At 37.6% G+C, this 13,870-nt stretch carries 11 protein-coding genes; 5 read left to right on the plus strand and 6 right to left on the minus strand.

The window, feature by feature from the left end; all coding sequences use genetic code 11:
- Positions 1 to 40: 40 nt before the first annotated feature.
- From nagB to AACQ83_RS13630, 5 genes are all read right to left on the minus strand, one after another.
- Positions 41 to 853 carry a glucosamine-6-phosphate deaminase gene (gene nagB, locus AACQ83_RS13615; RefSeq protein ID WP_112878089.1) on the minus strand — a complete coding sequence of 271 codons (813 nt, stop codon included), beginning with the start codon at positions 851 to 853 and terminating at the stop codon, positions 41 to 43.
- A gap of 277 nt (positions 854 to 1,130) precedes the next feature.
- Entirely contained in the window at positions 1,131 to 2,660 is a 1,530-nt protein-coding gene (gene nagE, locus AACQ83_RS13620; RefSeq protein ID WP_112878090.1) for an N-acetylglucosamine-specific PTS transporter subunit IIBC, read from the minus strand.
- A 286-nt stretch (positions 2,661 to 2,946) separates the two neighbouring features.
- The gene (locus AACQ83_RS24640; RefSeq protein ID WP_112878113.1) at positions 2,947 to 3,384 is read right to left on the minus strand and encodes a glycosyltransferase; all 438 of its coding nucleotides are present in this window, start codon (positions 3,382 to 3,384) and stop codon (positions 2,947 to 2,949) included.
- Positions 3,291 to 4,100 (minus strand): glycosyltransferase, encoded by an 810-nt coding sequence (locus AACQ83_RS13625; protein WP_112878091.1) that lies wholly within the window; start codon positions 4,098 to 4,100, stop codon positions 3,291 to 3,293. The genes AACQ83_RS24640 and AACQ83_RS13625 overlap by 94 nt, the downstream gene beginning before the upstream one ends.
- A 47-nt stretch (positions 4,101 to 4,147) precedes the next feature.
- Positions 4,148 to 4,369 carry a hypothetical protein gene (locus AACQ83_RS13630; RefSeq protein WP_192881022.1) on the minus strand — a complete coding sequence of 74 codons (222 nt, stop codon included), beginning with the start codon at positions 4,367 to 4,369 and terminating at the stop codon, positions 4,148 to 4,150.
- Positions 4,370 to 5,500: 1,131 nt separating this feature from the next.
- Between AACQ83_RS13630 and glnS the strand changes: the two genes are divergently transcribed.
- On the plus strand, positions 5,501 to 7,168 hold the full coding sequence (gene glnS, locus AACQ83_RS13635) for a glutamine--tRNA ligase (protein ID WP_112878092.1): 1,668 nt from the start codon (positions 5,501 to 5,503) through the stop codon (positions 7,166 to 7,168).
- Positions 7,169 to 7,379: 211 nt separating this feature from the next.
- Here glnS and AACQ83_RS13640 read toward each other — a convergent pair whose 3' ends face one another.
- Positions 7,380 to 8,273, minus strand: coding sequence for a LysR family transcriptional regulator (locus AACQ83_RS13640; RefSeq protein ID WP_112878093.1), 894 nt, complete (start codon positions 8,271 to 8,273; stop codon positions 7,380 to 7,382).
- Positions 8,274 to 8,717: 444 nt separating this feature from the next.
- On the opposite strand from AACQ83_RS13640, the gene AACQ83_RS13645 reads away from it, so the two are divergent.
- The 4 genes from AACQ83_RS13645 to AACQ83_RS13660 all read left to right on the plus strand — a co-directional run bounded on the left by AACQ83_RS13645 (position 8,718) and on the right by AACQ83_RS13660 (position 13,497).
- Positions 8,718 to 9,485, plus strand: a complete 768-nt coding sequence (locus AACQ83_RS13645; RefSeq protein ID WP_158537776.1) for a TenA family transcriptional regulator — start codon at positions 8,718 to 8,720, stop codon at positions 9,483 to 9,485.
- 495 nt (positions 9,486 to 9,980) lie between these two features.
- Complete coding sequence (locus AACQ83_RS13650; protein ID WP_112878095.1) at positions 9,981 to 10,169, plus strand: hypothetical protein; 189 nt, start codon at positions 9,981 to 9,983, stop codon at positions 10,167 to 10,169.
- 644 nt (positions 10,170 to 10,813) lie between these two features.
- Positions 10,814 to 12,481, plus strand: coding sequence for an FAD-dependent oxidoreductase (locus tag AACQ83_RS13655; RefSeq protein ID WP_158537777.1), 1,668 nt, complete (start codon positions 10,814 to 10,816; stop codon positions 12,479 to 12,481).
- A 566-nt stretch (positions 12,482 to 13,047) separates the two neighbouring features.
- Positions 13,048 to 13,497, plus strand: coding sequence for a cupin domain-containing protein (locus AACQ83_RS13660; protein ID WP_112878097.1), 450 nt, complete (start codon positions 13,048 to 13,050; stop codon positions 13,495 to 13,497).
- The last annotated feature ends 373 nt before the right edge of the window (positions 13,498 to 13,870 follow it).

Raw genomic sequence — 13,870 nt, forward strand, 5'->3', positions numbered from 1 at the left:
CGGTAATCAGCCTGAGAGAGGCATCAGGCTGCGTAGATTCTTATTTTTTGCTGGCGAATTCGTTGATAATATCTGCTTCCAGTTGATGGAAGTATTTGACTGTTTTTACCTTCAATTCCATTGTTGCCGGTTCGTCACAGACAATGATGGATTTAGGATGCATTTGCAGACAGCTTATTGTCCACATATGGTTAACATTGCCTTCAATTGCCGCCTGAATGGCTTGGGCCTTATTTAGACCCGTTGCAAGGATCATAATTTCTTCTGCATCCATTAACGTGCCTATACCTACGGTCAGGGCGTATTTAGGCACCTGATTAATATCATTATCGAAGAAGCGGGAGTTAGCCGTGCGGGTTTCTACGGTAAGTGTTTTAATGCGTGTACGGGAAGTCAGGGATGATGCGGGTTCATTGAAAGCAATATGACCGTCATTACCGACTCCCCCCATAAATAGATGAATCTGACCGTAAGATTTAATTTTGTCTTCATAACGTTGACATTCTGTTTCGACATCAGAAGCATTACCATTGAGCAGGTTGATATTTTCCTTTGAAATATCAATATGATCAAGGAAATTTTGGTGCATAAAATGGTGATAGCTTTGTGGATGATTTTCGGCGATACCGACATATTCATCCATATTGAATGTCACGACATGTCTAAAGCTGACTTTCCCTGCTTTATGTAGAGCAATTAATTCGTTATAAGTTGCCAGTGGTGTACTGCCAGTTGGCAACCCCAAAATAAAAGGGTGCTCGGCGGTGGGGTTAAATGCATTGATTTTGCTAACGATATAGTGTGCGGACCATTTACCAACGTCACTTGCATTCGCTAGGGGGATCAGCCTCATAATTGCCTCTTAAAACAAGAAATTATAGCAGTTGGATAAATTAGTTGATTAACTAATCTTTTTATCGCGTGAATATTAAATCATTTTTATAAGCAGAGATATGCTGTACTTCAAAGATATTTTTCATCTTAAAATAAGATGCAAAAAATAGCCAGAAAATTAATAGAAGAAATGATAGATTTTACTGTTTTTGTCACTTATTAAGTCATCTTATTTTTGCAAGAAAAATAAAAGGGAACGAGAGATGAGTTCCCTTTTAAGTTCGAGGTGTCTTTAACTACGATCTTTTATTTGGCGACCTTTTGTCTGGTCTATCTGAGGGTAGTTGAGTACGTATCTGCCCGGCAATACTTTCTGCCTGGGGTCCCAATACCACTTGAACACTCTGTTTACCTATTTTCAGGACGCCTTTTGCACCTAATTGTTTTAACCGGTGTTCATCCAATTGTGTGTTGTCTTCAACGGTCAAGCGAAGACGGGTAATACAGGCATCTACGGTATGAATATTTTGTGCACCACCAAGAGCGGTAATGTAATGTTGAATTGTTTCGTTGTCTTGGGAGGCGGAAGTCGCTTGAGTTGTTTCTCCAATTTCGCGGCCTGGCGTACGTAAGTTGAAAATACGAATCATGAGGGTGAAGCAAACAAAATACAGCATAAAGAACAAGGCGATTAATGGGATTAACAACCACGGCTTGGTTGCCAGACCCCAGCTCAATACAAGGTCAATTAATCCGGCAGAGAATCCAAAGCCATGCAGAATACCCAATGAATTGACGATAACCATGCTAACACCAGCCAATATTGCATGCAGAACATATAAAGCTGGAGCCAAGAATAGGAATGAGAATTCTATTGGTTCAGTGATACCGGTTAAGAATGTTGTCAAAGCGACGGATAATAGCATCCCGCCAATCTGAGGACGACGTTCCTTTGGTGCTGCAAGATACATTGCCAGCGCAGCACCGGGCAAACCGCCCATAAAGATGGGATAAGCCCAGGCCATATAGATTCCGGCATGTGGATCACCGGCGAAGAAACGGTTCAAGTCGCCGCGGCTCATATCGGTGGCTATTTGGGTAATAGTAGAGCCATCAATACCTGGAACCGCTGCGCCGATGGTCAGAGAACGGACAACATCTGGAGCCAGGCAGATATTATGTACAGAACTGGCTAATTCATAAGTAATTTTCAGACAGTCACCCAGACTAAACCAGAAAACAGAATGCAGGATATAGTGCAAACCAAATGGAATGAGAGAGCGGTTAAGCACACCATAAGTAAACCATCCGGCCATGCCGCTCTTTGATACTAAAAGGCTGAAAGTATCAATACCGTGCTGGACATATGGCCATACATAGCCACATATCCATGCAATGAACAGACAAATAATGCCGGTTATGATAGGGACTAACCGCTTACCGGCGAAGAAAGCAAGAAACTCTGGCAGACGTGTATTTGAAAAACGGTTATAACAATGACCGGCAACAATACCTGCGATAATACCTGCGAAAAAAGACATATTGATAGTCGAGTCTATGACTGACGTGGCTTTAGTGAGTACTAAAAAACCGACGACACCGGCCAGCGCGGCAGCGCCAGCATTATCTTTTGCTAAGCCTATCGCGATACCTAATGCAAATAGCAGAGGGAGGTTTTCAAAAATACCACCGCCAGCGCTGGCGATGAAAGGAATATTAAATACGTCGGGTTGGCCGAAACGTAGCAAAAGCGCGGCTACGGGAAGCGTGGCAATGGGAAGCATTAATGCTTTTCCCAATCGCTGCAAATAATTGAATATACCCATAATGCTTACCTTAGTTGTAGGAAATTTTATTGAAAAAATAGCTCGCTATTAACAACAGCAATACAACTTATTTTTAGTCGAAAAATAATAAAAAGCTACACATAAGTGAGTAATTGTGATCACTGTAGCGATATTGTTTAAAATTGCATAAATTGAGTCATCTGTAGTAAACGGGTTCAAATTTTTAACTGAATTAACTTAATGATTTAATTGCGGGAAGATGTTGTCAGGAGTTTTGTAAATGGGCACCTGTATGTGCCCATTGATTTGGTAAATAGTTGAAGCGTTATGAGAGACACTCAGAAACGGGGTTTTTGTTTGCCATATAACTTATTGAAACTTCTTCCCAGGCTTTGCCCATACTATCTTCAAAACATGCTTTTGAAATTAAAGAGCTTATATATTGTAACTGCTGATTAGAGGTAAATAGATCTTTTTCGTATATTGATATTATCTTTTCATTAAGAGAATCGATATTATATGTAAATTTGTATTCTGAAGGAAAATAAGAAGCTGCTTCAATTAAGTTTAAGTTGGGTACGATTGTGCATACGCCATTTAATGCAGCTTCTAATGGTGTAATGCCAAGGGTTTCATAGCGTGATGTGCATACAAAAATAGATTTATTTTTTATTTTATTAAAAATACTGAATAGTTCTGTTTGGGATAATTTATGTGATATAAAAAATTGTTCCTGATATCTGGGGGGACCCTCGATATCAATTTATTCCTTCTGATATTTTTGCTCTCTTCATCACCTGCAATGAAAATTTTAACGGGAATACCTTTGTTTAGTAAAATAATTGCTGAATTGATTAATAGATCTATATTTTTAAAATAATCTAATCTGGCGACCGCAGTAAACAACAATAATTCATTTTTATTGGTTTTGATAAAATCATTAATATATTTATTTTCTATTTTTAATTCAGTGATTTCTTCTATGGAAATAGGTGGAATAATATTTTTAATATTGTCTGGGTTTATTCCTTTTTTGAGTAAGAAATTTCCTTGTAATTTTGAATGTTGGAAAATAAAATATTTTTTATTAATTAATGTTTCAATGCCTTTCATTTGTTGAATATTAAGGTGTTGGGCTTTAGCTTTATTTTCAAAAGCATCATATGTCTCTTCCAGAGAATAGTGTTGTTGAAAGTCTTCTACAAAAGGGCCATGATGTGTTATACAACAAGGTATATGGGGAGGATGATAAGATAATAATGTATCTGTTTGATAATAAACTATTGCAGGGATTATTTGATCATTTTTAATTGATAATATTGAAATACATTTTTCTAGCATGTTTTTTACATCTTTGCTTTTCATAGAGAAATTAAAAAAGATATTTATACATTTTATACCTTCAATTATATCTTCAGTTATTTTAGGTAAAATTAATGATTCATCTCTTTTGTAGAATATATACCCGTTATCTTTCAAGTTGCCTCTTTGTTGGCTGCACTCGCTCACCCCAGTCACATAGTTATCTATGCTCCCGGGGATTCACTCCCTTGCCGTCGCGATGCATCTTGAAATCCATAGGGTATAAAGCCAGAAAGTAAGTCCCTTTTTATAAAATAATCAGCAACTTTTAGTGTGAATGATGTCGCTCCAACTTTAAAACCAGAACGATAATCATTTGATATGTAGTTGCCATTAATGACTATTACTGCTGGGGTTATTTTGTTGCCTGATGTTATATTCGTCATTTTTATTTCCCTTGGGATATTTTATTAAGTGCGTGAAATTATTTGGTGTTATTTTTACATGTTAATTTTTTAATTTAATATTTAGAATGATTAGAATGATTAGAATGATTAGAATGATTAGAATTGATTAAGTGTATCGTATTGTACCCGGATAATTTTATTACTAAGATGCTTAATAATATTATTACCTTAATAATAAATTGCAAAGTATTTTATTGTTTATTTACGGTGGTTTAAACATTAAAATGCGTGTATGTGACGTAACCCTTTATTATGCTTTAGTTTATTTTATTGGTCTGATTGTAAATTTATGTTTAAATAAATACCCACTAGAATAGCAGTGTGATTTAGATAAAGTCCGGTAGTGAAATGCCTGAATTATCGAATTGATTTTGAAATTAACTCATTGTTATTTTGTATTTTTTTGTAAAATTTAAATTTAGAGCGTCATTAATAGTCTTTCGATAATAAATTTGATATATATAATTATTTTTTTATATTTACAGAGTAAAAGCATCAATCAATAGATAATTTAGAAATTTAAATTATAGACTTATTTTGATTTTATCAAACAGTTATTAGTAATAGGTATAGTGCCAATTATTTATTCTTTAAAATTGGATGGTTATTATTCAGTAATATTTGTTATGGTTGAATGAAATATTGATTGGTGATAGTTTCATTGATTATTTCATAATAAAGTTTGCTGTATTGTCGATATGCGTCACTGTTGAGTGTTTTTTCGATAGAAGAGTGATTTTTTGTAATTCATTGTTATATACCCTATAGATTTCAAGATGCATCGCGACGGCAAGGGAGCGAGTCCCCGGGAGCATAGATAACTATGTGACCGGGGTGAGTGAGCGCAGCCAACAAAGAGGCAACTTGAAAGATGACGGATATATATAATATTGTTGAAACATAGACCCATTAGCTGGTTGCTAGGTATCAGTCTTATTTTCTAGTAAAAAATTATTAAAACAGTCCCTTTTAAAAACTCGTCATCGTTTTTTCGCTCCAACTTTGCACTGAATCGCCATTTTACATGAACAAACGGTTGTTTCTCGGCACTGCTTGTTGGATTATAGGCGGTTACGTGACGCGTTTTTGGCATTATTGAGGTATAAAACAATGAGTGAGGCAGACGCCCGCCCGACAAACTTTATTCGTCAGATAATTGACGAAGATTTGGCAACTGGTAAACATACATCGGTACATACTCGTTTCCCGCCTGAACCCAATGGTTATCTGCATATTGGTCATGCAAAATCTATCTGTTTGAACTTCGGTGTTGCAAAGGACTATCAGGGGCAGTGTAATCTGCGTTTTGATGATACCAACCCAGTTAAGGAAGATGTTGAATACGTCGATTCTATTAAAAATGATGTTCAGTGGTTAGGTTTTGAGTGGAGCGGCGATATTCGCTACTCTTCTAATTATTTCGATACGCTGTATCAGTATGCTATTGAATTGATCAACAAAGGTCTGGCTTATGTTGATGAATTGAGTCCGGAAGAGATCCGTGAATATCGTGGCACGTTAAAAGAACCGGGTAAAAATAGCCCATATCGTGACCGCAATATTGAAGAAAACTTGGTGTTGTTCGAAAAAATGCGTGCCGGTGAATTTGACGAAGGTAAAGCTTGTCTGCGTGCTAAAATTGATATGGCATCCCCTTTTATTGTGATGCGTGATCCGGTTTTGTACCGGATTAAATTTGCAGAACATCATCAGTGTGGTAACAAATGGTGCATCTACCCAATGTACGATTTTACTCACTGTATTTCTGATGCGCTTGAAGGTATTACACATTCGCTGTGCACGCTGGAGTTCCAGGATAACCGCCGCCTGTACGACTGGGTACTGGAAAACATCACCATTGACTGTCGTCCACGCCAATATGAATTCTCGCGCTTGAACCTTGAATATACGGTTATGTCTAAGCGTAAGCTGAATCTGCTGGTGGCAGATAAGATTGTTGAAGGTTGGGATGACCCACGCATGCCAACGATCTCAGGCTTGCGTCGTCGTGGTTATACTGCCGCGTCTATTCGTGAATTCTGTCGTCGTATTGGTGTCACCAAGCAGGTTAATAATGTGGAAATGGCAGCATTGGAATCTTGTATCCGTGATGATCTGAATGAAAATGCCCCTCGCGCAATGGCTGTTCTTGATCCGGTTAGATTAGTGATCGAAAACATGCCAGAAGGGGAGCAGATTTTGAGTATGCCTAATCATCCGAACAAACCGGAGATGGGTAGCCGTGAAGTGCCATTTAGTCGTGAGATCTATATTGACCGGGCAGATTTTCGTGAAGAAGCGAACCGTCAATATAAGCGTTTGGTATTGGGTAAAGAAGTTCGTCTGCGTAACGCTTATATCATTAAAGCGGAGCGCGTTGAGAAAGATGCTGACGATAATATCACGACAATCTATTGCAGCTACGATGAGCAAACGTTGAATAAAGATCCAGCGGATGGCCGGAAAGTGAAAGGTGTTATTCATTGGGTCAGTGCGGTTCATGTGGTTTCTGCTGAATTCCGTCTGTATGATCGTCTGTTCAGCGTGCCGAATCCAGGTGTAGAGGATGATTTTCTGGCGACAATTAACCCAGAGTCATTGGTGATCCGTCAGGGCTTTGTTGAGCCAAGTTTAGCTGATGCTAATTCAGAGCAAACTTATCAGTTTGAGCGTGAAGGTTATTTCCGTGCTGATAGTTGTCATTCCAGTGCAGAAAAGTTGGTATTTAACCGTACCGTTGGCCTGCGTGATACCTGGGAAAAAATTTCTCAGGATTAATTGAAATAATAAACTGTACCTCACAAGTTGGACACTTAATCCAGCATTGAGGTGCAGTTTTTTTATGGCTGAATTTGTCATTCCTGGAGAAGATTGAGTCATAGATAAACGAGATGTCAGAATTACAGAATAAAGTCAAAGAGATTAATTACGTCATTTATGGGCATTTTCATGTTTAAGTACTTATGTAATCAATTTATTGATAAATATTTTATTTTTCTTTTGGGAATAAATTATCTGCCATGAAATCGACAAAAGCTCTGACTTTAGGTAGTACCCAACGGTTAGATGGCCAGAGAACACGGAAGGTGCTTGAAGTACCCGCCCACTTATCCAAGATTGTTAACAATGTACCGCTAGCTAATGCTTGTTTAACGGTAAAATCAGGCAAACAGGCTATGCCGTGGCCTTGAATCGCCATGTGTAGCAGTGTTTCGACATGATTGCTGGTTATCTTTGCCTGAAGATGTATGTCTATTTCGGATCTTCCTGAGCACAGCGGCCATTTCTCTAAAAGGCCGGTAGTGGGAAAACGATGTATCAAGCAGGCGTGGTGTAATAACTCTCCGGGGTGTGCTGGCTTGCCATGTTGTGCAAAGTAGCTTGGAGCACCAACATAGACGAAACGGCTAGACCCTATACGTTTATTCATCAGTCGTGAATCGTTGAGTTCCCCAGTGCGAACCACGGCATCGAAGCCTTCATCGATAACATCAACTAATCGATCACTAAAATCCAGCTCTAGTTCTATCTGTGGGTAACAAGTCGCAAAAGCAGATAATACGGGTAACATCAGGTTACTGAGCAATGGCAAACTCACTCGCAGGCGTCCTTGAGGGGCAGAGATGGAGCTTAATAGTTCATTTTCCGCAGTGGAAATCTCGTCCAGGATACGTTTGCAGCGCTCAAGGAACAGTGTGCCTTCAGTCGTCAAACTGACACTTCGGGTGCTGCGTTGGAGCAGACGTACACCTAATTTCTCTTCTAACCGGGATATGCTTTTGCTAACGGACGAAGGAGAGAGTCCGAGTTGTCTGGCTGCGGTTGCAAAGCTACGAGCTTTGGCGACATGAATGAAGATTATGAATCCACTCAGATTATTCACTTGGGCCTCCTGGGCTTTTTTAAGTTGCTATTGGTGACAAGAAAGTCACTTCAGAAGTGATTGTAGGTCTATTTATCCACTATTAGCGAATCTGTAGTATGAAATAAAATTTATCTTGCTTTAGCTGCTATATAGCGGGAAACCACACAGATTCAAGGCTGAAAATTGAAATGGTCATGAGAACCAAAATAGATACGGGATCGAGTGTAAATAAAATTTCACTTGTCCTGACTACTTGTCTTGTTGCTGCGTTTATCCCTTTGAATACAGTACATAATGTCAGCACAGTAGAATTGAGTTGGGTCACTAACTTATCTACGGCTTTACAGCAATTTCTGTTAAGAGATTGATAGGATTGCATAAACATAGAACTAATATTTTTGGCTTGAGAAGAGCTTGTATATCATCTATTTCATCGGTTGAATGTTACTAAAAGGGTTTATTATGGAACTCACTATCAATACTCAAAATGAGCTTAAAAAAGAAGAAACCGGTTACTTTTTATCTCCACTATGGGAAGACGTTTTCTCTAAGGTGTTATTGGAGGAGCTCAATTCGAATGTATTTTTGGTCGCTTGCCGCTCTGGTCAGGTGGAGCAGAATTTATTAAGAAAGTTTATGATCCAGCACCATTACTATTCACAATATTTCACCCGTTATCTGTGTTCATTGATGGGAGGTTTAGCAGATCAAAAAGATTTTATGCTGCTTTCTCATAATCTGTTGGAAGAGCTAACAGGAACCGATGCAGCAAAGATATCTCATGCAGAGTTATATAAAAAAGCGATGGCGGCTATTAATGCTGTTCCTAAAAGTGACCCAATTCTTAACAGTACTCAACAACTGATTGATGCCATGTTTCGCCACTGCCGCAGTGATGATTCTCTGAGAGGGCTTGCGGCACTGTGTTTAGGTGCTGAAGCGATCGTACCTCTGGTTTATGGCCCAATTTTAGACGCTTTGCAATTAATAAAGGCGCCTAATGATGCATTACATTTCTTTAGAATCCATGTTGAAGAGGATGAAGATCATGCGATTGCGATGAGAAAAATTATTGATCGAATGATTGAAGAGAAACCTTACCGAAGGGGGGATGTTATTGCGGTTGGTGAAGAAATGGTGCGTTTTCGCATTGCAATGCTTAATGAGCTATATCAAAACAATATCAGGATAAATACAGATGTAACGATGCTTTTATCCGAGTGTGATTGAGATACTTTGAGTACATAATGGCATGTACAGTAAAAGTACTTGATATGGTTTCTGGTGATGAGATATCAGCATAAAGTGTTGATGGATATATTTTGGGTAAAATAAGTAATACAAACTATCGTAATCATATATTATGTAATAATTATTGGATTGAACTCGTATAATGTAAAAAATAAAAAACGAAATTAGTAATTATCGATTCTATTGAATGGATAATTAAATATAGATGTAAATATTGTTGGACAACAAATTATTCAGCTAATATTGGAAAAGGCCGAGAAGAAATACTATATTAGAGAATATGTCGTTGTTGTGAATAGCTTTGGTCAAATTTCCTCAAGGGCAATAGGTAAGGTTCTGAAACCTAAGTTAAGGGATATTTCTCCTAAAATTCTCGATAAATATGAAAGAAATAAAGAACTTCCAGATGGGATTTTAAAAATTGTTAATTATATATTCAGTAATTAGAGTTGATTATGGCGAAGGTAAAATATTGTGAATGGAGGTTTTTATGAAAATATTGTTATCGAAGCTGTAAAAAGATTGATTCTTGCTGAATCTCCCGATGTCTCTGAGTTTGAACGTATGGAGTGGTTCTTTAACATTTACAAAGATGTGTTCCCACCAACTCACTTTCAGTCCACCGGTATTTTTACTAAGAATTTAGATACCTCTTTTTTGTAATTAGGCTACGGCGTAAGAGTTATTATTGTATGACAGCATGATAGGGGTATTATCAGATTATTATATTAATTAAACGATAAAAAATACCTTGTTTAGTATAGTGTGATATAAGGTAAATGAATTCATTTCTGTTGGATATGGAGATTTATTTGAAATATTAAAAAATATTGAAATTTTTGATGTTGTTTTTTTGAGCTCTAATGTTTATTTATTCTTTAAAGTGACTTTTTTAAAAGGGAAACTTATCATGGGTTTGACGGTCCAAAATATATAACATATAAGCGCTTCCTTAAAGAAGTGAGAAAGTATCACAATTACTCAGGAAAAAGAGTTATGGAGCTTAACCGCCAGAGAAATGAAACGGTGTTTAGTGAATGACGTATAGAGCATGGCTATAACTATTTTGTTTTATACCCGTTATCTTTCAAGTTGCCTCTTTGTTGGCTGCACTCACTCACTCCGGTCACATAGTTATCTATGCTCCCGGGGATTCACTCCCTTGCCGTCGCGATGCATCTTGAAATCCATAGGGTATATATGAGGGGAGCGGAAAAGGAGATAATTCACAAATATATAAATTTTTTAATTGATATATTTTGTCTGAAATATTTATTGCTATTAATCATTATTAAGGAGAGTATATTTTGACTTCAGAAAATATTTCTGTATCACCCGTTGCTATTGTTGGTGGTGGACCTGTTGGCCTAATGTTAGCTTTATTCTTGGATTTATATGGTGTTCGTTCGGTTATTTTTAATTTGGAGGAAGAGACCCGGTGGCAGCCTAAAGGCAGTACCCATAGTGCCCGTATTATGGAGCATTTTCGTCGTGTAGGTATATCTCAGCCTATTCGGTCATTGGGCGTGCCAAAAGAGTTTCCTTTGGACGTATCATATTTTACCAAGTTTAATGGATGGGAGCTTGCACGGATTACGTTACCGTCGGAAATGGAGAAAATGTCTATGCGCGAAAATGCGGCTTCGACAGATCCCGTTCCAGAACCAATAATACGTGTGAATCAAATGTATGTTGAAAGGTTCCTGCTACAACATGCAAAGAGTCGTCCAAATATCACAATGAGATATGGCTGGCGCGTTAAAGATTTTGTCCAATATAAAGACGAAGTAAAACTTTATGCAGAACATGTTGAGGGAAAGTATGCTGATGAAGTCTGGCATGCAACATATATGGTTGGGTGTGATGGTGGGCAGAGCTTTGTACGATCTAAACTTGGTATAGTTTACGAAGGAACCGTTGAAGCTAAGGCAGGTTTTCTAACGGGTGGAATGGTTTCCAGTTATATCCGTGTTCCCGGAATTCACCAGGGATTATTACGAGGCAAAAAATCCTGGATGTACAATATTGTCTCACCTAGGGAAAATATGTTATTTATCTGCCTGGACGGTGAAGATGATTTTTTATTTGTGACCCAGAGTAAGGATGGGAAAGTTATTGATGATTTGGAAGTCGTTCGCATAGCGCAGGCAGGAATAGGTACAGATGTTGAGGTATTAGTCCTTGGCAATACGATATGGAAAGGCGGTGTTGCTCTCGTTGCTGATAAATATTCTGAGGGTAGGGTATATTTAGCAGGAGATTCTATTCACTTATTTGCTCCCACCGGTGGTTTTGGCATGCATACGGGGATCGACGATGCTAGCAATTTAGCTTGGAAAATTGTTGCGTCTATAAATGGTTGGGCAGGTGATGCGTTAATGGATTCTTATGAAAGCGAGCGTCGTCCAATTGCATGGAGAAATACTGCCGTTGCTCGTTCTTATACCCGGCAGACAGCATCACTATATGTGCCTGCAAATTTGGAAGATGCGGATTATGCGGGTGAGCTGGCGCGTGAAAAGATTAATACTGAGCTAAGTCATTTTCGCTGTCAATTTACTTCTATCGGAGTGGAACTTGGTGCCCGATATGATAGTTCTCCTCATATTATTAATAGCGATCCGGTACCGGATGATGATTGGCTTAATTATAAACCAAGTAGTGTACCCGGAGGGAGATTGCCGCACTTATGGCTCACACCTATTCCTGGCACTAGGGTATCTCTGTTCGATATTTTAGGCACCGGGTTTAGTTTGCTTCGGGTAGGATCTCATTTTCCAGATATATCTGAATTATTAGCTCAGGCATATCAACGTAAAATTCCGGTCAAGATTGTTGATCTTCCCGGTCATGATGCTTGGCAATTATATCAAACCAGGCTCCTTTTAGTGCGTCCTGACCAATATATTGCCTGGAGAGGTGATAGGGTTCCTGACAACATAGGTTCAATATTGGATAAAATTATCGGTAGGTAAGTAAAGGGATGATTTTCTGGGATGAAGATATTAACGCTAATGAAACAGGGATCACAATATGATGGTTAAGGCGGATGTTTTTATGGCAGGTAACAGCCCTTTTGGTAATATCTATACCCTATGGATTTCAAGAGGCAACTTGAAAGATAACGGGTATATAGGACTAATATAATGGTCATCACAAAGCATTGATGGTTGACTAATACATTTGTTGCGCATATAAAAAATCAGCGAACAATCGAAATATTATCGGGGTTTGGTGTTAGCACATTAAGAAAAGCGTGCTTGTGGAAAGGGTGGTTGGGTGTATAGAACGATAATATAGTTCAACCACCACTGTTATTACGCAGAATGATGCAGTTAATATTATAAAAAAAACTTATCGGTAATTTTGATGGCACTTCTTGTGCGTTTGTCAGAAATCACGGACATATGACATGGTATTGCTAGGATAATTAGAGAAGATAGGCAGAAATGATAACTAAGATAAAATATGTTGAGTATTATTTCAAGATAGTTAGAAAATACAAATTTTACAATAAACTACAATATTAGAGGTAATTATAGTGAAAAAAACGTTTTTCTCATCTGGAGACTTTGGTAAAGTTCCCGGAGAATTAATTGAAGATAAGCCTACTCAATTGATTCATGAAAATGTATTGAACTCTGAAGTGAGTCAAGATTTGAATTTCTCAAATGAAAGGCGCCATAAAGTGGCTATGGTTAATTTACCCAGTAAAGTTCTCAGTATGACTCTGGGAGGGTTACAACCTGGACAATCGACCCGTAAACACAGACATAGTTATGAAACCATAATATATATCGTTAATGGGGAGGGGTATTCACTCATTGGTGAACAACATATTTCATGGAAAGCCGGTGATGCGATATATGTTCCTGTATGGGCATGGCATCAACATGTTAATAGTGGTGCTATTGATGAAGTATTCTATATTGCATGTGAGAATGCGCCAATGTTGCAAAACTTAGGTCTTGCTGTTCGTGAAGAGCTTTGAATTTAAGTAAGTGTAGGTTTTATAGATTGTATTTAAAAACAGATAATGATTTCACCGGGATAAAATCGTATTAGTAATATCCCGGTATTTTCTATATATTAATTATATCTCAATCATCATATTTTTTTATTCAGTTAAACTCGTGTTATTTAACTGTTTTCTATAATAGAAAAACAAATCACAATTGGTAGTTTATTTTTTTAAATATTATCATTGGTAAATAGTTTTACATCTATTTTAGTTGGAAAGTATTTGTATTAATCAATCTATTTTTCAGTATGTTTTTTATATTGTTACTCTTTCGTTTTTGTATTATTTTATATTTTTATATCAATGAGGTATATAACTTTTATCTCGTTCCTTTTTAATGTGT

The sequence above is a fragment of the Photorhabdus sp. S10-54 genome, assembly GCF_963878145.1.
In the GTDB taxonomy this organism is placed as follows: domain Bacteria; phylum Pseudomonadota; class Gammaproteobacteria; order Enterobacterales; family Enterobacteriaceae; genus Photorhabdus; species Photorhabdus kayaii.

What these genes read in the sequence shown, in the direction of transcription:
- nagB (WP_112878089.1), bottom strand. Translation starts at nt 853, where the DNA reads ATGAGGCTGATCCCCCTAGCGAATGCAAGTGACGTTGGTAAATGGTCC.
- glnS (WP_112878092.1), top strand. Translation starts at nt 5,501, where the DNA reads ATGAGTGAGGCAGACGCCCGCCCGACAAACTTTATTCGTCAGATAATT.
- AACQ83_RS13630 (WP_192881022.1), bottom strand. Translation starts at nt 4,369, where the DNA reads ATGACGAATATAACATCAGGCAACAAAATAACCCCAGCAGTAATAGTC.
- nagE (WP_112878090.1), bottom strand. Translation starts at nt 2,660, where the DNA reads ATGGGTATATTCAATTATTTGCAGCGATTGGGAAAAGCATTAATGCTT.
- AACQ83_RS13645 (WP_158537776.1), top strand. Translation starts at nt 8,718, where the DNA reads ATGGAACTCACTATCAATACTCAAAATGAGCTTAAAAAAGAAGAAACC.